Source organism: Pseudomonas sp. D5(2026) (genome assembly GCF_057766845.1).
Map to the genome: position 1 here is coordinate 3183047 of NZ_CM173421.1, position 25752 is coordinate 3208798.

A 25752-nucleotide genomic window follows, 5' to 3' on the forward strand; every position below is an offset into this window, starting at 1 on the left:
TAGGCCAATTCCCCAGGCGGCCCATGATACTCACCGACCTGCCAGCGGCTGGGTCAGCAGCTGCATGCGCTGGGCAATGGCCGCTGGCGGTGCATCCGGGCGAATCTTGCTCCAGCGTTTACCTGCAACATCACCGGCAATCAGCTGCGTCGAATGCTGCTCGGGACTCGGCAGGAACTGCCCTATACGGCCAAGCACCAGGTCGACATTGGCCTTGTCGCCAGTCAGGAACAACCAGTTCGGCCCATCCACCCCCTGCTTGGCGGCGAACGCCTTCAGCACCTCGGGGGTGTCGTTCAGCGGGTCACTGCTGATCGACACGAAGGTCACCTGGCCGGCCAGCACTGGCCCCATGGCCTCGCGCACCTCGCGCAGCTTACGGGTGATCAGCGGGCAGGCATCGGTGCAGTGGGTGAAGATCACGTTGAGCATCACCACCTTGTCCTTGAGCACGTCACTGTAAAAGCGCAGCTCGCGGCCATTCTGGTCCTTCAGCAGGGTGTCGGTGAACCAGGTCCTGGCGTCGCGGGTGCCGCCACCACTGGCCATCGCCTGCGGTGCCGGCTGCGGCTCGGGGGGTTGCGGGCCATGGCCTTCGTGGGCGAACGCCACCGACGTGAGGATCCACAGGCAGCCACCCAGCACCAGCCAGTCGAAAGCACGCATGCCAGCGCGGTGGGTGCTTGCAGTGCTCATGGTTGCACCTCGTGGTGGTCGGCAATGGCGGTGCTCTTGGCATGTACCCGGCGGGCACTGAGGCGGTTGATTTCCTCGATCAATACAGCCGGGTCGGTGAAGCCGTAGTAACGCGTCCAGTGCCCGCTACGCCCGTCACCCACCAATATCAGCGGCGGGTGCTGGCTGAGGTCGGCGTTGAAGCTGCCCAGCCCTTTCAGGGTTTCAGTGATGGCGTAGGAGGTACCGGTCAGCCAGCTCCAGCCCGGCCCTTTCTGGAATGCCTTGGCATAATTTTGCAGGCGCTTAGCGTCGTCACGCTGGGGGTCGACACTGATCGACACCATGCGAATCTCTTCGCCTACCCGGCCGCCCAGCTGTTGCTGGACCTTGCCCATGATCGACGACACCACCGGGCACACCGTGGTGCAGCTGGTGTAAATGAAGCCCATGACCACCAGATGGTCATTCACCAGGTCTTTCTCCAGGCGTACCGGCATGCCGTCCTGGTTCAGCAGCGAAACATCGGCAAAGCGCACGCTGGTCTTTTCCTGATGCGCCGCCGGCGGTTGCCCGGTGTGACCGTCATGGTCGTGACCGGCGTGAGCCATCGCCAGGTTGCTGGCAAATGCCAGACTCAGGGCCAACAGTGTGCAAGCATGCTTGGCGTTCATCGCACATTCCTCACGTCAGTCTGGGAAGCGTTGGTTGCAGCAGCCGGCAGGACGCGCAGGCTGGTGTAGTTTTCTTCGGCAAACTTGCGCCCCAACGAGGGCGACTGCACATGCAGGTACCAGGCACCGGCCTCAGGCAGGTTCAGCGCCGCCTGGTAGACCCCCTCGCCCACCTCTTGCAACTGCAGGTTGCGCGGCATCGACGATGGCGCCAGGAAGTAGCGCAGGCTCAAGTCGTTCAGGCCCAGGCGCGGCTGCCCGTCGTCACCGACAATCCGCACTCGCGCGGTGAAGTCGCTGTGCTGCGGCAGCGGCTGGTCGAGGCCGATGAACTCGGCACGCGCGCCTTTGGGTTTGCTGGCATTGGCCCCTGCGGCCACCTCGGTGCTGAAGCAGTGAATGATCTGCGGCTGGTTGAGCAGGAAGGCCACATCGAACTTGCCGGCGATGGGCAGCTTCACCGTCGAGCCATACACGCCGGGGGCCACTTCCCGCAGGCTGCGGTCAACGACGAGGGCGGCGCGGGCCTGGTGGCCGCGGTTGTTGTAGCCGGACATCGGCGCATTCATGCCTTCGGTGTAGAAGTAGGTGTTGTTGTCCACCGGGTTGACCACGAACACCGAATTATCATCACGCGATACCGACAGCCCTTGGGCCAGTGGCAGGTCACCGGCCTGGCGCGGCGCTGCCGGGCCGGCCTCGAAGCTTTGCACGATTGGCGAGCGCCCCTCTCCCAGGCTGGCCAGATTGATCATGCTCACTCTCGGTGAGGCCAGGCCCCGCACGTAGGCATAGCCTTTGGTGAACGTCAGCTGGTACGGTTCGGCCGCCACCGGAACGTGGTGGATCAGCTTGTCGGTACTGGCGTCTATGACCAGGGCCTGGTTCTCCAGAGTATTGAGCACGATGCCGTAGCGGCCATCCTGGCTGAAGCGCATCGGCCCCAGGCCCTGCTCGGCCTGGACCGTGTGGCGCAACTGGTGGCTGCGGGCATCGAACACCCTTACGCTGCCTTCCTCGCCATCGACCACGTACACGGCCTGGGACAGCGCCGAATAGCTGACCGACAGCGGGTGTGGGCCCACCTTGATGGTCTTGGCCAGGCGCATTTCCGGGATGTCGATGACGCTCAGGGTGCCGCTGTCGCGATTGCTGACGTAGGCATAGCGCGAGTCGGCGCTGAAGGCGATTTCGTGGTGCCCGGTACCGGTGTTGAAGTGTTTCAGGACGCTGCGCCCCGGCACGTCGATCACTGTTACCCCGCCTTTGGCCGGGTCGCTGCTGTTGTTGCCGACCCACAGCCGAAGCTGGTCCGGCTGCAGGGCCACGCGCAGCGGCTGGTCACCGGCATCCAGGTCGGCCACGCGGGTGAAGGTCTCGGTATCGATCACCGAAACCTTGCCCCGCTCTGGTATCGACACGAAAACCTGCTTGTCATCGCTGATGGCCGCCCAGTCCATGGGCCGGCCTGGCAGCTCGATGCGGGCCATGGTGCTGGTTACGCCCCCCACCGACACCGTCGGGTCGATCACGGTGAGGCTGGCGTCATTGTTCAACATCAGCAAGAAGTAGCTGTTCAGGTCGAGCAGCGGCCGGGCCCCGATGCTGCTCTTGAGAAACAGCGCAACCCGCGCCTTGCAGCTCTGCTCGCGGTCCCCCGCCGGGGCCGACTGCACCGGGTCGATCCACGCCCCCGGGGCCATGCCCGACAGCGGTTGACCACTGGTCTGGTCGCTGAGCTTGAAGCGGATATTGGCGAAATCGCCCTCCTTCAGTTCCCCTCCGGCCAATGGCCGGGCCTCGAACTCCACGGTCACGCCGTCCCGGCTGAGCCGGTGCAAGGCCTGCGGATTGGCCCGTTCCTGCAACAGCTCGCGCGGGTCGCACCATAGCTTTTCGTACGCCACGCCCAGGCCGATCAGCGCTACCCCCAACACTACCCCCAGGTAAGCAGGGCGAGTCTTTTTGTTCATGCTCGCGTTCCCCTTCCGTCACTGCGCCGGGGCCGTTGCCGGCGGCGCTTCGTTGGTCACCCGCAAGATCCCCCACAGCCCCGAAAGGTTGCCGTAGGCGGCGTAGTCGCGGAACAGGTAGTCACCCGCCACCGCGTTGGCACCGCCGGCACTCGGCAGCATGAAGCTGAAGTGTGCCGCTGGCAGTACGCTTTCCTGCGCGCCGATGTACATGGCCATCGGGTTGTAGCCAAAGCGCACCGAACCGATACCAGGCATGCTCATCGGGTAACCGTCCGCATCGCTCTTCTCGGCCTGGTAGTTGTGCAGTGGCCATACGTGCCCGTCCAGTTGGTAGACCATGCCGCGGCTGCCACCACTGGGCATCACGATATGGTTGCGCACCGGTTGCCCTGGCTTGGCGTACAGCACCGGGGTTTGCGGGTCGCCACCGACCAGGGCGTTGGCGTAGGCCATGTGGGCGTTGGGTACATCACCAAAGCCCAGGCCATTGGCGCGGCCGAATGGCGAGTCGGGCGCCATGCCGAAGCGCAGCCACAACGGTTCGGTCTTGTAGTTGACCGCCATGTTGCCGTTGTCTTGCGGGTCACCGGCAGCGCCGTTGCCTTCGACATTGATACCTTCTACCGGACGACCGTCGGCCCAGCGCATGTTCAGTGCGCGCTGCCACACCGTGACGAAGTCGCGGTAGTCCGGCTGGCCACTGACCTTCACCGTGGCCTGGGTACGGGTAGCAGTATCCTCGGTCCAGGTGGCGGTTTGCGGCAGGATGCTCATGGCACCCACCAGACCTTTCTGCGGCTGTTTGATGAAGTCTGACGGGGTCAGGTTGAGGCCACCGAACTCGATAGGCGTGGTCTTGATGTTGTCCACTGTGCGGCCCAGTTGCGACACCGGTTTGCCTTCACGCTCCAAGTGGCCGGCGTAGTACTGGTACTCCTTGGTCGGGTAAGCGCCGCTGGTGCCGGCACGCGGTGGCACGGTCTGCACCGGGTTCAGGCCAACGTTGGCACCGTCGGACTTGGTGATGTCGTAGGCCAGCAGCTGCGCATGCAGGCCCACGTGGCTGGACGGCCGCATCAGGTTGTTGGCAAACGCGGTGGAGCCCTCGCTGTCGAAGCGGTCACGCTTGACCACGTTGTGCATCACTGCAGTGCTCGACAGGTCTGGCATCACCAGTGGCAAGCGGTTCTCCAGGGTGATGCTGATGCAGTCGCCGGCATTGGCGCGCAGTACCAGGGGCTCTACCGGAACACCCGGCTTGAGCTTGCCGGTGGTGGCGTCGAGGTCAGCCTTGCGCACGTACAGGATCGCGGTCGGGTCATGCAGCGGCGCACTGTGGCCACCGATGGTGAAGGTCGCCCCATCTTCAGGGTCTACCCCACTGACCAGCGGGATGGCGGTTTTGCGGCTGTTGAACACCAGGGTGCCACCGTCGGCCTTGAGCGCGCCTCCGACATGCTGGCCGATGCCCGCCGGGTCATTGATGCTGACGCCGTTACGGTTTTCGAGGATGTCGTTGGCCAGCGCCGCGACGATCTCGTAGTTGCGCTTGACCGTGGTGCGGGTGCCGATGCCGTTGGGGTTGGCCGTGGTTTTCGGGCAGATGCCGTTGAAGTTCACGGTATTGCGCATGGCCACCGGCTGCGGGTTGTTGGGCAGCGGGAACAGGTCGGCACGCTGCGCGGTGTAGTTGCGCATGATGCCCCAGATACCGTTCCAGTAGCCTTCCAGGGCGGCGTCCAGCGAGTACAGGTAGTCGCCGTTGGTGGCTGCCGAACTGGAGATCATCGACACAGGCGCCATGAAGCCCAACTGCTCGGAGATGCCGATCATTTGCGACGACTTCCAGCCCGAGTTGGAGCTGTTGCCAAAGCCAGAGCCATTCTGCAGCCATTTCACGCCGTGCAGGGTGACGTTGTGCTCCTCTTCGTGGCCACCGGCGTGCATGCGCAGGCGCACGTTGTCACCGGAATAGGTTCGCAGCAATGGGGTGAACGGGTCGCCCGGCTCGGCGCCGGCCGTGTTGATATGTGGCGGGAACAGCGTGGTGCCGCCGGTGGGGCCGACTGCCGAGGTGATCGCCGATGGCGACAGGTTCATCGCCGGGATAGCGCGGTCGGTACGGGTTTGCAGGGCATAGCTGAGGTCGCCGGCCAGGCCGTCGGCCTGCATGCCACGCTTGCCGTCCGGGCCGACCTTGTTCGGGTCGTACACGCGCAGGGCCAGCGGCTCGTTACGGTAGTTGACGACGAACATCCCCGGGTCATCCACCGAGATCGCCTGCGGGCATGGCCGGCTTGGGCAGCCAGGGTTGATACCACCACGTTCCTCGACGATGGCCTCAAGCAGGCTCGACGCCTTGCCACGCACGGGCGGGTTGATGGCGTAGCGGAAGCTGTCGGCCGTGGCCGGGTACGACTGGGCATTGGGAATGCCGTCCGGCCCTGCGCCTACATACACGCCGGCTTCATAGGCATGCTGGAAGTCGCTGTACTCCAGGAAGAACTCGCGGTAGCTGTCGTTCTTGCCGTCGCCATCGTGATCGCCGGTCTGGATCACCGCCTGCCACGAGGTCGGGCCGCCGTCCTGGCGCGTGGCCGGGTTATACAGCTGCTCGCCGGTTTCGGCGTGGTACCAGGTAGAGCCGGCCGGTTCGGCCAGCACGGTGGCATACAGGCCCACTTGCTGGTGGGTCGATGGGCCAAGGTGGTCATGGGTGAAGATGGTGCCCAGGCCACGGTCGACGTTATGCACGTTCACCAGCGGGTCGGCGAACCAGCGCTGCATGGCTGTACGTGCGCCCAGCCAGTCGGCGCGGCCAAAGCGGCCGAAGTACGGGTGCTGCCTGGCTATCGGGCAGGCAGCAGTGCCATCGCGACTATCCCCTTCGGTGCAACCGTTATAAGTACGAATGGCATGCACGCGCTCGACCACGCTACCGGGCGAAAGAATGCCGTCTTCGTAGTTCCAGCCGTTGGCCGAACCGTCGGCGGCGGTCAGGTCCCATTTGGGCAGGTGGATGTGCTGGCCGATCACGTCGGTCGGGGTGCGCACCTGGTAATCGTCCATCTCATAGATGTTCGGGATCAGGTTGGTGTGCTGGTACATCGCGCAGTCAAAGGTGTTCATGCGCATCACCAGCGGCTCTGGCGGGCGCTGCTTGGTAATGACCGGCCAGGCGTCCTCCCACAGGGCGATGATGCGTGCCTGCGGGAAGTGGTAGCCCACTTTGTTGTACACCGCGTCGAACTGGATGTTGGCCCCTTTGTAGATGCGTGGGCGGTCGGCAGTGAAGGCCGAGGCGCCACGGAAGTTCACACCCGTCAGGCTCTCTCCACTGTTGAACTCACCGACCCCGGAGGACTGCGTCAGGCGTTTTCCACGGTCATCCATGCAGGGCTCGTAGTACGGCGCACCCGCAGTCGGCAAGGCGCCGTTGGTGCGGAACGCCTTGGCCACTGGCTGGTTACCGGGAATCAGTGCATAGCTGGGGTGTTCACCCATGGCGTGGAACTGCATGGCTGCCTGCTCCACATCGGTGCCCTCTTCCGGCAGGTAGATGGGCTTGGCCTTGTGCACGACCTTGGTGAAGTCCAGTTTGGTGGTGGTGGTATCCGCTACGCCACCGGCCGACACACCGTCCAGTGCATGGCGGCCAAGGCCGCCGTCCCAGCCATCGACCTGGTTCGCATCCAGGTTGGCCCACAGGGCTTTACCGCTGTCTTTCAGCTGCCGGGCCAGGGCCGGGTCGAGCATGTCCAGGGGCGGGGTTGGCGGGCGGTTGCCGACGCTACTTTCCATGCCGCCGATCCAGAACGGGTAGCCTGGGTTTTTCAACGTGCCGTCGGCGTTGCGGTTGGCCTCGGTGCGGTCGACCAGCGCCAGCGAGCCCACGGCCTTGCGCACTGGCGCCTCGCCGGCAGGCTCGTCATCGTCTTCGTGGTCATCATCGTTGACGGCAACCAACGTTTCGGAGAGCTTGGGCACGACCACGACTTTGCCGGGCATGGGCGGCATGGCCTTGCCGGGCAGCGGCACGATGGCCGGAATAGGCGTACCGGCAATGATCTCGCCATCGGGCAGGGCTCGGGCGCCAAAGGCCGGCTTACCGCTCCGCAGTGCGAACGGGGTACTGTGGAAGCCATTCTCGCCCTCCCCGCTTACCTCCAGCCGCGTGCCTTCTTCGAACACGTCATGTACCCGCCACATGGCCCACATGCCTTGGGCGAAGTGCGGGTAGAAGTGACAGTGGTAAATGGCATCGCCGGCAACACGGTTGCGGTTGCCCGAACCGCCGTTGGCGATTTCGTAGGTGTAGCCGACGCCGGCGCCGATGCCTTGGGCATCGATGTAGTCGGAGTTGTCGTCATTGGGGTTGAACAGCCACTGATGGCCGTGCAAGTGGAAGATGTGCTGCTCGTGCCCGTTGTGGGTGTTGCGGAACTTGGTGAAGTCACCGATATAGCTGTGGTGCACGTTGGCAGGCTCTGAGGGGTAAAGGGCCATGCTGGCCTTGACCCCGACGGCACTGGCCGGCGGCACTTCGCCCGGGCGGATGTGTTCCAGGCCGACGTTGGCCGGTACATCCACCAGGGTGCCTATATCACCGACCGTGTGGGCGCTGAGGAAGAACTCTTCATAGGCACACGACAGGCAGTCGTGCATCGGCCCCACCCCCAAGCGGTTGGCCACCACTTCGGCACCCATGCCACCAGAGCCGTAATTGATCATGAACGCATCGCGCGCCGGCTCCAGCACGTGGCCCATCACCGGGTCGGCCCAGTAGCCAGGGAAGGCCTGGGTACCGGCAACCTCGTCGGCGAACTGCGAGGCGAAATCACGGAACGCCTCCAGTCGGTTGGGCAGCGCCGGGTTGCGTTTGCCCGTGCTTTCCAGCGGGTAAGTAGAGCTGGGGAAGCTGCCGTCGGGGTTGGGCCCCATGACGATGGCATCGGTTTCGCTGCTGATGATCTCGTTGCCGTTGACCATGGCAATGATCGGTTTGCCAGCCTTGCCTTCGGCGATCCACGGCTCGACCTGCGGATAACGGGCTTCGTAGTCGATCACGGGCTGGCCGGTGGCAGTTCGACCGGTGGTGGCCAGGCGCATTTCTTCTTCGGTGAGGGTATTGCGGTAGGTACGGCCCAGTTTGGGCACCACTACCACCTGGCCGAACAGGCCATTGGAGACGTTGCCCGCCGTGCCCTCGCCGCCGAACGTAGCGGCTTTGCTGGTGGCGGCGAAGGCGCCTTCGCGCTCGGCATACAAGGTGTAGCTGCGGGTGCTGCCGGGGTTGACGAAGAAGTTGCCGTTGCGCCCGGTATAGGCGGAAATATCGGCAATGCTGTTCACCGCCTGCATACCGTTGACCTGGAAGCCGACCATGCGCTCGGCCACCTGCTCGTCGGCGACAAAGCCTTCGCCGCCTTCGTTTTCAACCTCCGGCGCCTCTGCCTCACCCTCGGGCACTTCGGCCTCGATACCGTGCTTGTTGGGGTTCGCCTTGTAATCCAGCAGGTTGGTGAGGTTGACCGTCAGGCAGTCACCGGCCGCCACGCGCAGCACGATAGGCCGCGGGCGCTTGTCCGGGCGCAGGGTAACCTTGCCCGGTACTGCGGCCCCGCCCTTGCTGAGGGGGACCTGCTTGTCGTCCACCACATCCTCACGAAGGGCAAACATCATGCCGTTGGCGTTTTGCGCGCCAAGGCGGTTGAACATCAGTGGCTGATCCAGTGCCACCACGTTGGCGACCAGGGTGCGCTGGCACTGCACAGCCGCCTCGCTGGTTGCTTCCCAGCCAAGCAAGGCCAGTAAAAGTGACGACAGGATGGGGCCTTTGAGCGGCGTCGACATGCTGCACCTCCGGGACACAGGATCTCTGCGAGGAGCTGGAGCAAGGTGTGTGCCAGAAGAAAACTTCCATATTTGTCAGTAAGTTGTGCGGTCAACCGCAACAAACTGGGGAGGATCCCCCAACAGGTTCCCCCGAATCGGGGGACGACGTCCCGTGGGGTAATGGCTACTCCACAAGGCGCGCGCTGGGCTCGCACAAGGTAAAAACGCACGATACCCTTGCACAATTGTCGATTGTGCAAGGCAAATTCGCATGCAAGGATCCTGCGATCCTCCAGCGAACTCCAGACTTCACTTGGAAAATCAATAACAAAGCAGGGAGAACGCAATGACTGCGCACGCTCATACCGCGGCAGCAACCGACCACGTACTGGCCGAGGTCCGCAACCAGATCGGCCACCTGACCCTGAACCGCCCTGCCGGTCTCAATGCCCTGACCCTGGACATGGTGCGCAGCCTGCGTCAGCACCTGGATCAGTGGGCCGACAACCCGCACGTGCGCGCCGTGGTCCTGCGCGGCGAAGGCCCCAAGGGGTTCTGTGCCGGTGGCGACATCCGCTCGTTGTACGACAGCTTCAAGGCCGGCGACACGCTGCATGAAACCTTTTTCGTCGAAGAGTACGCCCTCGACCTGGTCATTCACCGCTACCGCAAGCCAATACTGGTGGTGATGGACGGTTTCACCCTCGGTGGCGGCATGGGCCTGGCCCAGGGCTGCGACCTGCGCGTGGTCACCGAGCGCAGCCGGCTGGGCATGCCCGAAGTTGGCATCGGCTACTTCCCGGACGTGGGCGGCAGCTACTTCCTCTCACGCATCCCCGGCGAGCTGGGCATCTACCTGGGTGTCAGCGGTGCCCAGATCCAGGCGGCCGACGCCTTGTACTGCGGCCTGGCCGACTGGTACCTGGCCAGCGACCAGCTCGCCGCCCTATACCAAGGCCTCGACCAGCTCGACTTCAGCGACCACCCGCTGAAGGACCTGCAAAACCTGCTGGCCAGGCTCGGTAGCCAGGTGCTGGATGATGCGCCACTGGAAAAGCTGCGCCCGGCCATCGACCACTTCTTCGCCCTGCCCGACCTGCCAGCCATCGTCGAGCAACTGCGTGCGGTGAGCCTTGGCGACAGCCACGCCTGGGCGATGGCCACCGCCGATCAGCTGGAAACCCGCTCGCCTCTGGCCATGGCGGTTACGCTGGAGATGCTGCGCCGAGGGCGCGAGCTGGGCATTGACGACTGCTTTGCCATGGAACTGCACCTGGACCGCCAGTGGTTCCAGCACGGCGACATCATCGAAGGCGTGCGTGCCCTGATCATCGACAAGGACAAGCAGCCCCGCTGGAACCCGCCGACCCTGGCCGCGCTGCAACGCCAGCGGGTCGAACAATTCTTCGAAGGCCTGTGAGCCCGGGAGTACACAGATGCAAGACCTCGAACTGAGCGAAGAACAGATCATGATCCGCGACATGGCCCGGGACTTTGCCCGTGGCGAAATCGCACCCCATGCCCAGGCCTGGGAAAAGGCCGGCTGGATCGATGATGGCGTGGTGCGCAAGATGGGCGAACTGGGCCTGTTGGGCATGGTGGTGCCCGAAGACTTCGGCGGCAGCTACACCGACTATGTCGCCTACGCCCTGGCAGTGGAAGAGATCGCCGCCGGCTGCGGCGCCACCGGGGCGATGATGAGCATCCACAACTCGGTAGGTTGCGGCCCGCTGCTGGCCTACGGCACCGCCGAACAGCAACAGCAGTGGCTGCCACGCCTGGCCAGCGGCGAGGTGATTGGCTGCTTCTGCCTGACCGAGCCACAGGCCGGCTCCGAGGCGCACAACCTGCGCACCCGCGCCGAGTTGGTGGATGGCCAGTGGGTCATCAACGGAGCCAAGCAGTTCGTCAGCAATGCCCGCCGTGCCGGCCTGGCGATCGTCTTCGCAGTGACCGACCCGGAGCTGGGCAAGAAAGGCCTGTCGGCGTTCCTGGTGCCCACCGACAACCCTGGGTTCAAGGTTGACCGCAGCGAGCACAAGATGGGCATCCGCGCCTCCGACACCTGCGCGGTCACCTTCGACAACTGCCGCATTCCTGCCGCCAATATCCTCGGTGAGCGTGGCAAGGGCCTGGCCATTGCCCTGTCCAACCTCGAAGGCGGCCGTATCGGCATTGCCGCCCAGGCCTTGGGCATCGCCCGCGCCGCATTTGAAGCGGCGCTGGTCTACTCGCGTGACCGCATACAGTTTGGCAAGCCGATCAACGAACACCAGAGCATCGCCAATCTGCTGGCCGACATGCAGGTGCAGGTGAACGCCGCACGTTTGCTGATCCTGCATGCCGCCCGCCTGCGCAGCGCCGGCAAGCCGTGCCTGTCGGAAGCGTCACAGGCCAAGCTGTTCGCTTCGGAAATGGCCGAGCGGGTGTGCTCGATGGCTATCCAGGTGCATGGTGGGTACGGTTATCTGGAAGACTACCCGGTGGAGCGCTATTACCGGGATGCGCGGATTACCCAGATCTATGAAGGGTCGAGCGAGATCCAGCGCATGCTGATTGCACGGGAATTGAAAAACTATCCGCTGTAACGCAAAGGCAACGCGGTTTTTGGGGGAGCGGGCGACGCGGTGGATGGCACCGGCTTTGCCGGTGTTCGCGGGCGCGCCCGCTCCCACAGTAATGTCACCGCGGCAAACTTCTCGCCTCAGCGCCAATACCGCGCATCATCCACCACCCTGGCATGCCCCTCGAACAACGCCGGCAACTGTTCCTTGAGGTAGTCGATCCAGGTGCGCACCTTGGCGTCCAGGTAGTGGCGTGACGGATACATCGCATACAGCGCACTCTCCCGCAGCCGATACGGTGCCAACAACCGGCACAAGCGCCCCTGCCCGATCGCCTCGCTGGCGGTGTAGAACGGCAGCAGGCCAATGCCCATGCCCAGCTCGCTGGCCACCAGCATGGCGTCGGCGACGTTGGTAGAGAAACTGTCGTTCGGGGCGATCACGCACTGGTCAACCCCTTGCGGGAACACCCAGTCACCTTCGTACATCGGGTAAGCCATGCGCAGGCAGCGATGGCCGTGCAAGTCTTCGGGGCGCTCCGGTACACCGTGAGTATCCAGGTAACCGGGGGCCGCGCAGGGGATGCTGAAAATGTTGCCCAGCGGCACAGCGATCAGCTGCGAATCCGGCAGCGCACCGTCCACAGTGATCACCACGTCATGCCCTTCGGCCAGCGGGTCGGGGTTGCGCTGCGACAGCGTCAGCTCGATCACCACTTCCGGATATAGCGTGTTGTAGCCGGCCACCAGCGGCATCAGCAACAGCCCCATGCCGTGTGGGCAGTGCAAACGCAGATGGCCGCGAGGCGTGAGGTGCGCCCCTCGCGCTTCGCCCACAGCTTCTTCGGTCAGCAGCATGATCTGCCGCGCACGCTCCAGAAACCGCTCACCCGCCTCGCTCATGCGCAAGCGCCGGGTGGTGCGGTGCAGCAGGCGGGTCTGCAGCTGGTTCTCCAGCTCGGCAACGATGCGCGAAACCTGCGCTGCAGAAATATCCAGAGCATTGGCAGCTGCAGCAAAGCTGCCACATTCCACCACACGGGTGAAGGTACGCATGGCATGCAGCATGTCCATGAAGGTGCGCTCCTTATTGTTGCGTTAAAAGCAGGAATCTATCACGTTTTAGCCCATTTATTGTGGATGGCCAATGAATAGATCATAAGCCATCCATTAAAAAAGGAGCCTGTCATGAAACGCTCGATCGCTGTCCTTGCCATTGCCGCTGCCTTCGCCTCGTTCGGTGCTTTTGCCGATGCCGGCGACAACCAGCCCGTCAGCAGCCACTATGAATACGGCATGCCGCTGGACGTGGCCAAGGTCATTTCCATCACCCCGGCCAGTAACGCCGCCGACTGCCAGGTGGGCACCGCACACATGGTGTACGTCGACCATCAGGGCCAGAAGCGCGAAATCGACTACCGGGAAATGGGCAACTGCTCGCAGCAGTGAGTCAGGCCAGCACCTGGGTGATCCAGCCCACCTGCTGATTGAAATCGTCGATCTTCGCCTGAGGCACCGCATCGCGGGCCCGCTGGAAATTGGCCAGGGTCTGCTGCTTCTGCCGCAGCATGCGCCGCCACTTGACCACAAACGCCTCGCTTTTTTCCTGCATCAACACGGGGCCGAAGTACAGCTGTTCAGCGCTATACATCACCCTGCCCGGCTCGGCGACGATGATCTCGTAATCGAAGCGGTTTTCCCGTAGCAGCTCTTCGCTGACGATCTGGTAACCATTGCCCGCCAGCCACTGGCGCAGCTCGCGCTCACCACCATTGGGCTGCAGTACCAGGCGCGTGACGCCGCCAAGGCGCTGCTTGCCGGCCTCGAGTATCTCGCACATGGTGTCGCCGCCCATGCCGCATATGCTCACCACCGAGATACGGTCTTGCGGCTCGACCGCTGCCAGCCCATCGGCCAGGCGCACGGTGACCCGCTCTTGCAGGCCGTTCTTGTGCACATTGCGCTGGGCCGAGGCGAACGGCGTCTGTGCCACCTCACCCGCCACAGCGGCCTCGAGCACGCCACGCAGCATCAAGGCCACCGGCAGGTAGCCGTGGTCCGAGCCAATGTCGGCCAAGCGCGCGCCCTGCGGTACATGGGCGGCCACGCGCTCCAGGCGCCTGGACAAAGTCTGTTCGTTCAACGTAAACCCCTGGTTTTGCAATCGGCCGCGATTCTGACGGCGAACGCCGCGCATTTCAAACACCGAGGCACCCTCGACCGGGCGGATGCGCTCGCGTAGGCTTGCCGTTTTCCTTCCGTTGCAAGGCGAACACACCATGGCAAATGCAGACATCATCTACACCCCGGACCCGGATGCCGAGTCGATTTCCTCCGACGTTGCCGAGTACAACGGCGTGCTGGTCACCACACAAATCCCGACCCACGCCGACGGCAGCCTGGAACTGGGCGGCATCGTCGAGCAGAGCGAATGCACCCTGCAGGCGCTGAAAGTGGCCCTGGAAAAGGCCGGCAGCGGTATGGACCGCGTGCTGCACCTGACCATCTACCTCACCGACATGGCCGACCGCGCGGCGTTCAACGAAGTGTACCAGCGCTTCTTCAGCAAGCCCTGGCCGGTGCGTGCGGCGGTGGGTGTGGCTTCACTGGCCTTTGAAGGCATGCGTGTGGAAGTGACGGCGATGGCTGCCAAGCGCTGAGCTGCGCTTGTTGGGGTGCGCAGCGCCCCCAACATCGTTGACTGACTGCAAGATCGCCGGGGCCGCTCTGCGGCCCTTTCGCGACGCAAGGCCGCTCCCACAGTTGCGCGTACCCGCAGCCAATCCCGCACCTCTCGGCACCCCAATGATGCCGCCAGCCCGTTTCACCGCTACAATGCCCGCCTAAACCGTGACAGCCCGAAAATATAACGACATGTCCCTTCCAAAGAATCACCTGGAACTGCTCAGCCCTGCCCGTGACGTGGCCATCGCCCGTGAAGCGATCCTGCACGGCGCTGACGCCATCTATATCGGCGGCCCGAGCTTTGGCGCGCGCCATAACGCCTGCAACGAAGTCAGCGATATCGCCGAGCTGGTCGAGTTCGCCCATCGCTACCATGCACGCGTGTTCACCACCATCAACACCATCCTGCACGACAACGAGCTGGAACCGGCGCGCAAGCTGATTCACCAGCTGTACGATGCCGGCGTTGACGCGCTGATCGTGCAGGACCTCGGGGTGATGGAGCTGGACATCCCGCCGATCGAGCTGCATGCCAGCACCCAGACCGACATCCGCACCCTGGAACGGGCCAAGTTCCTCGACCAGGCCGGGTTCTCGCAACTGGTACTGGCGCGTGAGCTGAACCTGCAGCAAATCCGTGCCATCGCCGCCGAAACCGATGCTGCCATCGAGTTCTTCATCCACGGCGCGCTGTGCGTGGCGTTCTCCGGCCAATGCAACATTTCTCATGCGCAGACCGGCCGCAGCGCCAACCGTGGTGATTGCTCGCAAGCCTGCCGCCTGCCCTATACGCTGAAAGATGACCAGGGCCGCGTGGTTGCGTTCGAGAAACACTTGCTGTCGATGAAGGACAACAACCAGACCGCCAACCTGGCTGACCTGGTCGATGCCGGCGTGCGCTCGTTCAAGATCGAGGGCCGCTACAAGGACATGGGCTATGTGAAGAACATCACCGCCCATTACCGCAAAGAGCTCGATGCCATCCTTGAAGACCGCCCTCAGTACGCCCGCGCGTCCAGCGGCCGTACCGAACACTTCTTCCTGCCCGACCCGGACAAAACCTTCCACCGCGGCAGCACCGACTACTTCGTGACCGACCGCAAGGTCGATATCGGCGCCTTCGACTCACCAACCTTTACCGGCCTGCCGGTGGGCGTAGTGGAAAAGGTCGGCAAGCGTGACATGCAAGTGGTCACCGACGTACCGCTGACCAACGGCGACGGCCTCAATGTGCTGGTCAAGCGCGAAGTGGTGGGCTTCCGCGCCAACATCGCCGAACCGCGTGGCGAATTCGAAGAAGACGGCCACAAGCGCTACCGCTATCGCGTCGAGCCCAACGAAATGCCCGAAGGCCTGCACAAGCTGCGGCCCAACCACCCGCTGTCGCGCAACCTCGACCACAACTGGCAGCAGGCCCTGCAACGCACCTCCTCCGAACGCCGGGTCGGCGTGGAGTGGCACGCAGTCCTGCGCGAGCAGCGCTTGATGCTTACCCTGAGCAGTGAAGAAGGCGTGAGCGTGCAAGTGGCCCTGGATGGCCCGTTCGGCGTAGCCAACAAGCCGCAGCAGGCACTGGAGCAGCTGCACGACCTGCTCGGCCAATTGGGCACCACCCTGTACCACGCCGACCGCATCGAACTGGATGCCCCGCAGGCGTACTTCATTCCCAACTCGCAGCTCAAGGCCCTGCGCCGCGAAGCCATCGAGGCACTGACTGCAGCACGCGTGCAGGCGCATCCACGTGGCGGGCGCAAGGCCGAGACCACGCCACCGCCGGTATACCCCGAGTCGCACCTGTCGTTCCTGGCCAACGTGTACAACCAGAAGGCCCGCGACTTCTACCACCGCCACGGCGTGCAACTGATCGATGCGGCCTATGAAGCCCATGAAGAGCATGGCGAAGTGCCGGTGATGATCACCAAGCACTGCCTGCGCTTCTCCTTCAACCTGTGCCCCAAGCAGGCCAAGGGCGTGACCGGCGTGCGCACCAAGGTGGCACCGATGCAGCTGATTCAGGGTGACGAAGTGCTGACCCTGAAGTTCGACTGCAAGCCGTGCGAGATGCATGTGATCGGCAAGATGAAGAGCCACATCATCGACCTGCCGACCCCGGGCAGCGCGGTGGCCCAGGTGGTGGGGCATATCAGCCCGGAAGACTTGCTCAAGACCATCCCGCGCGGGCCGCACTGAGTTCGCCTGGCAGGGCCTCTTCGCTACACGGGCTTGTGGTTTCCCTGTAGGAGCGGCTTTAGCCGCGACTACGGTAGCCGAGACAACGGTGAACGGCAGGTGGAAATTGGCCAGCAGGCACGGCCCTTTCGCGGGTAAACCCGCTCCTACAGGGGCTTGTGGTTTCCCTGTAGGAGCGGCTTTAGCCGCGACTACGGTAGCCGAGACAACGGTGAACGGCAGGTGGAAATTGGCCAGCAGGCCCGGCCCTTTCGCGGGTAAACCCGCTCCTACAGGGGCTTGTGGTTCCCTGTAGGAGCGGCTTTAGCCGCGACAACGGTAGCCGAGACAACGGTGAACGGCAGGTGGAAATTGGCCAGCAGGCACGGCCCTTTCGCGGGTAAACCCGCTCCTATACGGGCTTGTGGTTCCCTGTAGGAGCGGCTTTAGCCGCGAATACGGTAGCCGCGACAACGGTGAGCGGCAGGTGGAAATTGGCCAACCCGCTCCTACAGGGGGTTGTGGTTTCCCTGTAGGAGCGGCTTCAAAGAACGGCGCAAGCGTACCTCAGCAGCAATCACCGTATCTGATGTTTGTGCAGCAACCGATAGAACGTCGGCCGCGAGACGCCCAGCACCTTGGCCGCCACGCTCAGGTTGTCGCTGTGCCGGTTGAGCACATCGCACAGCGCCTGTCGCTCGGCGCGGTGCTTGTATTCTTCCAGCGTGCCCAGCGGCTGTTGTTCCGGGTCGAGCAACTGCAACCCAAGGTCCTGCGCCTCGATCTGCCGTCCTTCAGCCAGCACCAACCCGCGGCGCACACGGTTGGCCAGCTCGCGCACATTACCCGGCCAGTCATGCCGGCCCATCGCCGCCAGGGCATGGTCGCTGAACGACCGTGGCCGACGCCCGGTTTCCACGCTGTAGAAATGGGCGAAATGGCTAGCCAGCATCGACAGGTCACCATGGCGGTCGCGCAACGGCGCGGTAACCACTTGCAAGACGTTCAGGCGGTAATACAGGTCTTCGCGGAAACGCCCTTGCTCGATGGCCCGCTCGAGGTCCACATGAGTGGCCGCCAGCACCCGGACATCCACCGGTATTGGCTGGCTGCCACCCACCCGCTCAATGTGCTTCTCCTGCAGGAACCGCAGCAGGTTCGCCTGCAACTCCAACGGCAAATCGCCGACTTCATCAAGGAACAGCGTGCCGCCATCGGCCGCTTCGATACGCCCGGCCTTGCGCTGGTGGGCACCGGTAAAGGCGCCCTTCTCATGGCCGAACAGTTCGGACTGGATCAAGTGCTCGGGGATCGCTCCGCAGTTGATAGCGATGAACGGCTGCTCGCTGCGTAGCGACTGGCGGTGCAGGGTGCGCGCCACCAGCTCTTTGCCGGTGCCGCTCTCACCGCGGATCAGCACAGGCGATTCGGTGGGTGCCAGTTTGCCCAGCAACTTGCGCAACTCGCGGATAGGCCGGCTTTCGCCGAGCAACTCATGGGTTGTCTCATCGACCTTGACGGCCCCCTTGCCGCGCAGGCGTGCCATGCCGAAGGCCCGGCCCAGGGTTACCTGCACACGGGAAACGTCGAACGGCAGGGTATGGAAGTCGAAAAACCATTCACATACAAAATCGCCGAACGCCGGCATGCGCAGCTGGTCGGCACTGAGAACGGCAATCCATTCGGTGTTGCTGCGCTTGATCATGTCCTTGACCGCGTCCGGCTGCCTCAGGTGTGAGGCCTGCAAGCGCAATAGCCCGACATCGCAAGTGTGGTCCAGCGCAGTCCCGAGCATGCAGCTGTCCACATCCCAGCCTGCGTTGCGCAGGCCAGGTAACAAACGGTGGCAATCGTCGCAGGGGTCGACGACAAGCAAACGGCGTTGAGCGGCAGGCTGCTGCATGACCGGTCCTTGGCGCCAGTTTTTGGTTTTTTGAAATAAAACAGCAAGTTGTGGCGCTCGTTTAACAGTAGCAACGAAGTTGACGGTTCCCAGTACCGTTTGTCTGCCGAATCATTTTCTTACAAACCACCACGGGAATTTTCGCACTTTATCGACATCACATGGCGGCGCAGGCAAGAACAGCGTCACCCCTGAAAAAATTTTACAACCAATGTGTGACTTACCCACTAACAACGAGCATCAGTACACACAACCCCGCGCTGCACTTCGCGATACATGAGGCGACTTTAAAGCAACGCGGACTTCACTTCGATGTTTGGGACCATAGAGAGACCGAACCATGAATGCCCCGCTCCGTGTCAACGAAGCACTGCTGATTGCCGACCACGCCTTCGAACCTTTCCAGTGCGTAGCCTGGGATGCGCCCAACGGTACTGGTGAACTGAGCTTGGCAGTGATCGACCGGACCAGCACCCGCATCGGCGCCAAGCAGGTGTCGTCGCGCATCTACTCCGACCCGGCCCAATGGGCCAGCCTGATCGAAGAAGTGCGCGCCGAACTGTGTGAAAAGGGTTACGACCTGCAACCGTGGTCGATGCCAAAGTAATATCGGCCGGCACAGCAAGTGCGTGCACTGTCACGCACTTGTACAATTTCTCTGTTGCTGTTGCGACAACTTTTCTGATTGCGACATAGTGTCGCAAACCGCCCTTTCAATCCACCACCTTGAATTGTTGCAAATACTGGTAATCGGCGTGCAATTGTTCTGCCAGACGCTGCGCGCGCCCCAGGCGCACTGGCGCCAGCTCCATATCGACCAACAACGTGGCGCACGGCATCGGTTGCACGGCATTGCAGTGCTGCAGGCGACCGTCGGTGAACACCAGGCAACGCAAGGCCTCTTGCGGATGCGCTCGCTGCCGCGCCTGTAGCCAGTGCCGCGCCTGCTCCAGTGCGGCCAACAGCGGCGTGCCCCCACCTGCCCCCAAGGCCTGCAGCCAGGGTTGCAAGGCGGCGGATGCCTTCAGCCCGTGGCGCTGCCACTGTGGCGTGCGCCCGCTGGCAGTCAGCAGGGCCAGGCGGGCGCGCTGGCGATAGGCCTGGTCGAACAATGCCGCCAGCAGCCCTTTGGTCTGCGCCAGCGCCTGATGACGCCGGGTTGAAGCCGAGGCGTCGACGATCACCAGCCACAACTCTGCAGGCCTGCCCTTGCGCTGCTGCCAGCACAGGTCCTCTCGCAGACGTGGCCGCCCTTTGAGCAAGGTCGGCAGCCAGGCCACCCGGCCAGCCGCCGCATGACGCACGGGGCCACGGCGGGTACCGTTCTGCTTGCCTTTGCCCGCTCTGGCATCCGCCCCCCTGGCTGGTGGCTGGGGGATGCTCAGGGCTTTTTTGCCCAGTTCGGCACCTCGCGGCGGGCGCCGCTGGCCACCGGCTGTGCCGGCAATGCCCCCCAGTAGCCCTGCCCACCCTGTTCGCCAGGGTTGTCGGCACTCTGATGACGGAGCTGCTGCTCAGGCGGCGGTGGCGCCGACGGCGGGTTGGCCTGAGGCGTCATACGGCGGCGATGGCGCAAGGCGAACTCGGCCACCGCCTCGACATCCACTTCTTCGATAGCTGCAGCCCCACGCCACGCACAGTGGGCGCGCGCAGCGCGCAGCCACACCAGGTCGGCGCGCAGGCCGTCCACGCCGGCGGCGTAGCAGCGCTCGGTAATCCAGGCCAGCGCCTGGTCATCCAGGGCAATGTCGGCCAAGGTCTGGCGCGCCGCCTGGCAGCGCTCGCGCAGTTGCGCCTGGGCCTGGGCCCAGTGTGCGCAGAACGCCTGAGGGTCACTGTCGAAGGCCAGACGGCGGCGAATGATCTGCTGCCGGGCCTCGGGCTCCGGCAAGCCCTCCAGCGCCACGTTCAATCCGAAACGGTCGAGCAACTGCGGGCGCAGTTCGCCTTCTTCCGGGTTCATGGTGCCGATCAGTACAAAGCGGGCGCTGTGCCGATGCGAGATACCGTCACGTTCGATGCGGTTTGTGCCGCTGGCAGCCACGTCAAGCAACAGATCGACCAAGGTGTCGGGCAGCAGGTTGACCTCATCGACATACAGCACACCGCCGTCGGCCTGGGCCAGCACGCCCGGAGAAAACTGCGCCTTGCCCTGCCCCAGCGCGGCATCCAGGTCGAGGGTGCCGACCAACCGCTCTTCACTGGCGCCCAATGGCAAGGTGACGAACGGGCCTTCGCCAAGCAGGTCGGCCAGGCCACGGGCCAGGGTGCTCTTGGCCATGCCACGCGGCCCTTCGATCAGCACACCACCGATCCTGGGGTCGATGGCGGTCAGGCACAGCGCCAGCTTGAGGTCGTCTGCACCGACCACGGCCGCCAGCGGAAATTGTACGGGTTCACTCATTTCAAGCCTGTTCCTCGCCGTCGAGCAATTGTTCCTCAAGGGCTTCGCGGTAGTCGCCCGGCGCCTGCCACAAGCCGCGCTGCTGGGCCTCCAGCAGGCGCTCGGTGAGGTCGCGCAAGGCCTCGGGGTTGTGCTCGCGCATGAAATCGCGGGTCGCCGGGTCGAGCACGTAGGCATCGGCCAGCCCCTGGTAATGATGATCGTCGATCAGGTGCGTGGTGGCGTCGAAGGCGAACAGGTTGTCGACTGTCGCTGCCATCTCGAAGGCACCCTTGTAGCCGTGACGCTTGACCCCGTCGATCCACTTGGGGTTGAGCGCACGGGCACGGATCACCCGGTTCAGCTCTTCCTTGAGGGTACGGATGCGCGGTCGGTCGGCCTGGCTGTGGTCGCCATGGTAGCTGGCCACCACCGCCCCGGACAGGGTTTCCGAGGCCGCCAGCATGCCGCCCTGGAACTGGTAGTAATCGTTGGAATCGAGCAGGTCGTGCTCGTGGTTATCCTGGTTCTGCAGCACCGCCTGCACCTTGGCCAGGCGCTGGGCGAACTGGGCGCGGGCCGGGGTTCCGTCGTCGCTGCCACCGTAGGCATAGCCGCCGTGGTTGAGGTAGACCTCAGCCAGGTCGTCGCGACTGTGCCACAAGCGCCCATCGATGGCGTTCTGCACCCCGGCACCGTAAGCGCCAGGTTTGGCACCGAACACCCGCCAGCCTGCCTGACGCGCGGCCTGCTCGGCATCCACGCCTCGAGCCTGCAGCGCTGCCCGTTCGCTGCGCACGCGGGCAGCCAAGGGGTTGAGGTCGTCAGGTTCGTCCAGCGCGGCCACTGCCTGCACGGCGGCGTCGAACAGGCGGATCAGGTTGCCGAAGGCATCACGGAAGAAGCCAGAAACGCGCAAGGTCACGTCCACCCGCGGGCGGTCGAGCAGGCTCAACGGCAAGATTTCGAAGTCGTCCACGCGCTGGCTGCCGGTGGCCCAGACAGGCCGCACGCCCATCAGCGCCATGGCTTGCGCGATGTCGTCGCCACCGGTGCGCATGGTCGCCGTGCCCCATACCGACAGACCGAGCTGACGCAAGTGGTCGCCGTGGTCCTGCAGATGGCGTTCGAGGATCAGGCTGGCCGAGGCGAAGCCCAGGCGCCAGGCCGTGGTGGTGGGCAGGTTGCGCACGTCCACGGTATAGAAGTTGCGGCCGGTGGGCAGCACATCAAGGCGCCCTCGGCTTGGCGCACCACTGGGGCCGGCGGGCACGAAGCGCCCGGCCAGTGCCGCCAGCAGGCCATGCATTTCAGCCGTGCCGCAGGCGTCCAGGCTGGGTGCGACCGCCTCACACAGGGCCTGCACGACAGCGTGCACCGGTTGCCACTCACTCAGGTCGGGTAACTGTGCCGTGCCTTCCAGCGCCTGCCCGATCACCTGCAGTGCCAGCAGCTCAAGGCGCTCGCGGGTGTCGCCACAGGTGCGCCAAGGTTCATTGCTCATGGCCTGCAGCTGTTCGGGGCGTATGCCCTGCCACGGCTGCCCAAGGTCGCAATCGAGCGGGTCCCAGCCCGGCACCAGTGCTTTGGCCAAAGCCCGCAGCAGGCTGGCATTACCGCCACGGCCGTCGCCACGCTCGACCCGCAACAACGCCAGCAGCGTATCCAGGCGCAGCCGCCCTTCTGGTGACTGACCAAACACGTGCAGGCCATCGCGAATTTGCGACTCCTTCAGGTCGCACAGGTAGGTATCCAGGCGCGGCAGCCAAAGCGCCGCATCGTCCAGTTGCCCTTCCAGTTGCAACTCACGGTCAATGTGGTTGGCCTTGACCAGCTCGAGGATGTCACGCTGCAACTCGCGGGCACGCCGAGGGTCGAGCAACTGCGCTTCGTAGAATTCGTCGGCCAGTTGTTCCAGGTGGCGCAGCGGGCCATAGGTTTCAGCACGGGTCAGCGGCGGCATCAGGTGGTCGATGATCACCGCCTGGGTACGGCGCTTGGCCTGGGCGCCCTCGCCCGGGTCGTTGACGATGAACGGGTAGATGTTCGGCAGCGGGCCAAGCAGCGCGTCCGGCCAGCACTGCGCCGATAGCCCGACGCCTTTGCCGGGCAACCATTCGAGGTTGCCGTGCTTGCCGACGTGGATCACCGCATCGGCGGCAAATGCGTGACGCAGCCAGAAGTGAAACGCCAGGTAGCCGTGCGGTGGCACCAGGTCAGGGTCGTGATACACCGCGCTAGGGTCCACCTGGTAGCCCCGCGCCGGCTGGATACCAACGAAGGTCAAGCCAAAGCGCAGGCCGGCAACCATCAACCGGCCGCTGCGGTACATCGGGTCCTGTTCGGGCGGCCCCCAGCGTTCCAGCACTGCCTGGCGGTTGGCCTGCGGCAGGCGCTCGAAGGCCACCTGGTAATCGGCCAGGCTCAGGCTCTGGGCACAGGGGCGCTGGTCGAGGTGGTCGAGGTCGTTGGTCACGCCACCGAGCAACTGGTGGATCAGTTGCGTACCGCTGCCCGGCAGTTCGGCCAGCGGATAGCCTTCGGCCTGCAGCGCCTTGAGGATGTTGAGTGCGGCGGCGGGCGTGTCCAGACCGACACCATTACCAATGCGACCATCCCGGGTCGGGTAGTTGGCCAGCACCAGGGCTACACGCTTCTGGGCATTGGGCAGGCGGGCCAGCTCGACCCAGCGGCGGGCCAATTCGGCGACAAAGTCCATGCGCTCGGGGTGGGCGCGGTAGCAGACAACGTCGGACTGGCTGCGCTCGCTGCGCCAGGCCATGTCCTTGAAACTGACCGGGCGCGTGATGATGCGCCCGTCCAGCTCCGGCAACGCAATGTGCATGGCCAGGTCGCGCGCGCCCAGGCCCTGCTCGCTGGCTTCCCAGCCAGGCTGGTTGTCCTGCGCGCAGATGGCCTGCAGCACCGGGATGTCGCGACGGAACGGGCGCAGGTTGGGGCGCTCGGGGCTGGACAGGGCAAAACCGGTGGTATTGATCAGCACTTCGGCGCCGACCTCGTCCAGCCAGGCTTCGACCTGTTCCAGGCAGGCGCTTTCCTTGAGGCTGGCCACGGCGATCGGCAACGGGTTCAGGCCGGCAGCCTGCAGGCGCTGGCAGAACACGTCGATGAAGGCGGTATTGGCCGCTTGCAGGTGCGAGCGGTAGAACAGTAACGGCGCCACCGGCTGTTCGGGGTGCCAGTGCGGGTACCAGTCCTCGAGTGTCGCGCTGCCGTTGGCCGGGTGATAGACCGCCGTGCGCGGCAAAGGCTGCGGTTCGTCCCAGGCATAGTCGCGGCCCAGCCACTGGCTGGCCAGGCAGTTGAACAGGTTGATGGCGTTGGCCTTGCCGCCCTGGCGCAGGTAATGCCAAAGCCGCTCGGCCTGCTCACCGCGGACGTTGCCCAGGCTGGTCAGCTCCGGGTCTGGGCGGTCGTCGCCCGGCACCAGAATCAGCTGCACGCCACGGGCGGCCAGCTCGACCAGTTGTTCGACACCATAGCGCCAGTAACCAACGCCACCGTGCAGCGACACCAGGATGACCTTGGCATGGCGCAGCACCTGGTCGACATACAGGTCGACCGATGCATGGTTCTGCACCTGCATCGGGTTGGCCAGGCGCAGGCCGGGAAAGTCTTCGGGCAATTGCTCGGCGGTGTCGGCGAGCAATGCCAGGTGCGAATCGCCGCTGCAGAGAATCACCAGCTCGGCGGGTGTCTGGCCGAGGTCGGCAATGCTGTCATCCGGTACGAAACCACCGGGCTGGGTCCGCAGCAGGTGCATGGGTCAGGCGCCCAGTGCCTGGCGCAGGCGCGCTTCCAGCTGGGCAGCATCGAGGTCCTGGCCGATCAGCACCAGGCGGGTAATGCGCGGCTCGTCGGCACGCCAGGCGCGGTCGAAGTGCTTGTCGAAACGGGTACCCACACCTTGTACCAGCAGGCGCATCGGCTTGCCCGGGATGGCGGCGAAGCCTTTGGCGCGCAGGATACCGAACTCCACCACCAGCTGGGTCAGCGCATCGAGCAGCAGGCTTTCGTCGGCTTCAGGCAGGTCGATGGAGATGGAATCGAAAGCGTCGTGGTCATGATCGTCATGATCGTCGCCGTCGTGGTGGGAATCGTGGTGAGTTCGACGGCCATCGATATGTGACTCGGACTCGGCACCCACGCCCAGCAGCACGTCCAGTGGCAGCTTGCCGCTGCTGGCCTCGATCACTTTCACCGCCGGCGGCAGTTCTTCGGCCACCTCGGCACGCACCTTGGCCAGGCCTTCGGCGTCGATCAGGTCGGCCTTGTTCAACACCACCAGGTCGGCGCTGGCCAGCTGGTCAGCGAACAGCTCGTGCAGGGGCGATTCATGGTCCAGGTTAGGGTCGAGCTTGCGCTGGGCATCGACCTGGTCCGGGTAGGCGGCGAAGGTGCCAGCGGCCACGGCCGGGCTGTCGACCACGGTGATGACCGCATCGACGGTGCAGGCATTGCGGATTTCCGGCCACTGGAACGCTTGTACCAATGGTTTGGGCAGGGCCAGGCCGCTGGTTTCGATGAGAATGTGGTCGAGGTCGCCACGGCGTGCGACCAGCTCACGCATCACCGGGAAGAATTCTTCCTGCACGGTGCAGCACAGGCAACCGTTGGCCAGTTCGTAGACGCGGCCGCTGGCTTCTTCCTCGGTGCAACCGATGCTGCACTGCTTGAGGATTTCGCCATCGATGCCCAGTTCGCCGAACTCGTTGACGATGACCGCAATGCGGCGGCCCTGGGCGTTGTCGAGCATGTGGCGCAGCAAGGTGGTCTTGCCCGAGCCGAGGAAGCCGGTGACGATGGTGACGGGGAGCTTGGCCAGTGTTTTCATGTCGCATTGCCCTTGGCAGTGTGGCGCGGGCATG

17 protein-coding genes are annotated in these 25752 nt (G+C 64.2%); 6 read left to right on the forward strand and 11 right to left on the reverse strand.

Annotated elements, in window-relative coordinates:
• Positions 1-30 precede the first annotated feature (30 nt).
• From AC3B5Q_RS14840 to mnxG, 4 genes are read right to left on the reverse strand one after another with little or no spacing between them, the layout of a single operon-like run.
• Positions 31-696, reverse strand: coding sequence for an SCO family protein (locus AC3B5Q_RS14840; RefSeq protein WP_101196044.1), 666 nt, complete (start codon positions 694-696; stop codon positions 31-33).
• On the reverse strand, positions 693-1349 hold the full coding sequence (locus tag AC3B5Q_RS14845) for an SCO family protein (protein WP_103444305.1): 657 nt from the start codon (positions 1347-1349) through the stop codon (positions 693-695). Before AC3B5Q_RS14845 ends, AC3B5Q_RS14840 begins: the two co-directional genes overlap by 4 nt.
• Positions 1346-3322, reverse strand: a complete 1977-nt coding sequence (locus AC3B5Q_RS14850) for a cytochrome D1 domain-containing protein (RefSeq protein ID WP_021785613.1) — start codon at positions 3320-3322, stop codon at positions 1346-1348. The genes AC3B5Q_RS14845 and AC3B5Q_RS14850 overlap by 4 nt, the downstream gene beginning before the upstream one ends.
• Before the next feature lie 18 nt (positions 3323-3340).
• Entirely contained in the window at positions 3341-9178 is a 5838-nt protein-coding gene (mnxG, locus tag AC3B5Q_RS14855) for a manganese-oxidizing multicopper oxidase MnxG (protein WP_101196041.1), read from the reverse strand.
• 328 nt (positions 9179-9506) lie between these two features.
• Between mnxG and AC3B5Q_RS14860 the strand changes: the two genes are divergently transcribed.
• A complete protein-coding gene (locus tag AC3B5Q_RS14860; RefSeq protein ID WP_101196040.1) occupies positions 9507-10580 on the forward strand; it encodes an enoyl-CoA hydratase/isomerase family protein in 1074 nt (357 codons plus the stop codon).
• A 16-nt stretch (positions 10581-10596) separates the two neighbouring features.
• Positions 10597-11748 (forward strand): acyl-CoA dehydrogenase family protein, encoded by a 1152-nt coding sequence (locus AC3B5Q_RS14865; protein ID WP_014590771.1) that lies wholly within the window; start codon positions 10597-10599, stop codon positions 11746-11748.
• A gap of 116 nt (positions 11749-11864) precedes the next feature.
• Here AC3B5Q_RS14865 and AC3B5Q_RS14870 read toward each other — a convergent pair whose 3' ends face one another.
• Entirely contained in the window at positions 11865-12797 is a 933-nt protein-coding gene (locus tag AC3B5Q_RS14870; RefSeq protein WP_014590770.1) for a LysR family transcriptional regulator, read from the reverse strand.
• A gap of 114 nt (positions 12798-12911) precedes the next feature.
• Here AC3B5Q_RS14870 and AC3B5Q_RS14875 point away from each other — a divergent pair, with 114 nt between their 5' ends.
• The gene (locus AC3B5Q_RS14875; RefSeq protein WP_021785616.1) at positions 12912-13172 is read left to right on the forward strand and encodes a DUF2790 domain-containing protein; all 261 of its coding nucleotides are present in this window, start codon (positions 12912-12914) and stop codon (positions 13170-13172) included.
• Between the two features lies 1 nt (position 13173).
• Here AC3B5Q_RS14875 and AC3B5Q_RS14880 read toward each other — a convergent pair whose 3' ends face one another.
• Positions 13174-13866, reverse strand: coding sequence for a tRNA (adenine(22)-N(1))-methyltransferase (locus tag AC3B5Q_RS14880; protein WP_021785617.1), 693 nt, complete (start codon positions 13864-13866; stop codon positions 13174-13176).
• Positions 13867-14002: 136 nt separating this feature from the next.
• On the opposite strand from AC3B5Q_RS14880, the gene AC3B5Q_RS14885 reads away from it, so the two are divergent.
• Both AC3B5Q_RS14885 and AC3B5Q_RS14890 read left to right on the forward strand, forming a co-directional pair.
• The gene (locus tag AC3B5Q_RS14885; protein ID WP_003247927.1) at positions 14003-14383 is read left to right on the forward strand and encodes a RidA family protein; all 381 of its coding nucleotides are present in this window, start codon (positions 14003-14005) and stop codon (positions 14381-14383) included.
• Between the two features lie 214 nt (positions 14384-14597).
• Positions 14598-16598 (forward strand): peptidase U32 family protein, encoded by a 2001-nt coding sequence (locus AC3B5Q_RS14890; protein WP_021785618.1) that lies wholly within the window; start codon positions 14598-14600, stop codon positions 16596-16598.
• Between the two features lie 556 nt (positions 16599-17154).
• Here AC3B5Q_RS14890 and AC3B5Q_RS14895 read toward each other — a convergent pair.
• Entirely contained in the window at positions 17155-18480 is a 1326-nt protein-coding gene (locus AC3B5Q_RS14895) for a sigma-54 dependent transcriptional regulator (protein ID WP_021785619.1), read from the reverse strand.
• A 340-nt stretch (positions 18481-18820) separates the two neighbouring features.
• Here AC3B5Q_RS14895 and AC3B5Q_RS14900 point away from each other — a divergent pair, with 340 nt between their 5' ends.
• Positions 18821-19087, forward strand: coding sequence for a hypothetical protein (locus AC3B5Q_RS14900; RefSeq protein WP_003247923.1), 267 nt, complete (start codon positions 18821-18823; stop codon positions 19085-19087).
• Positions 19088-19193: 106 nt separating this feature from the next.
• On the opposite strand, the gene AC3B5Q_RS14905 is transcribed toward AC3B5Q_RS14900, so the two are convergent.
• The 4 genes from AC3B5Q_RS14905 to cobW all read right to left on the reverse strand — a co-directional run bounded on the left by AC3B5Q_RS14905 (position 19194) and on the right by cobW (position 25718).
• Positions 19194-19784, reverse strand: coding sequence for a vWA domain-containing protein (locus tag AC3B5Q_RS14905; protein WP_101196036.1), 591 nt, complete (start codon positions 19782-19784; stop codon positions 19194-19196).
• 77 nt (positions 19785-19861) lie between these two features.
• Complete coding sequence (locus AC3B5Q_RS14910; protein WP_274118895.1) at positions 19862-20884, reverse strand: magnesium chelatase ATPase subunit I; 1023 nt, start codon at positions 20882-20884, stop codon at positions 19862-19864.
• A 1-nt stretch (position 20885) separates the two neighbouring features.
• Positions 20886-24647 (reverse strand): cobaltochelatase subunit CobN, encoded by a 3762-nt coding sequence (gene cobN, locus AC3B5Q_RS14915; protein WP_274118894.1) that lies wholly within the window; start codon positions 24645-24647, stop codon positions 20886-20888.
• Positions 24648-24650: 3 nt separating this feature from the next.
• Positions 24651-25718: a cobalamin biosynthesis protein CobW gene (cobW, locus tag AC3B5Q_RS14920; RefSeq protein WP_021785623.1), complete on the reverse strand. Its 1068-nt coding sequence runs from the start codon at positions 25716-25718 to the stop codon at positions 24651-24653.
• Positions 25719-25752: the final 34 nt, after the last annotated feature.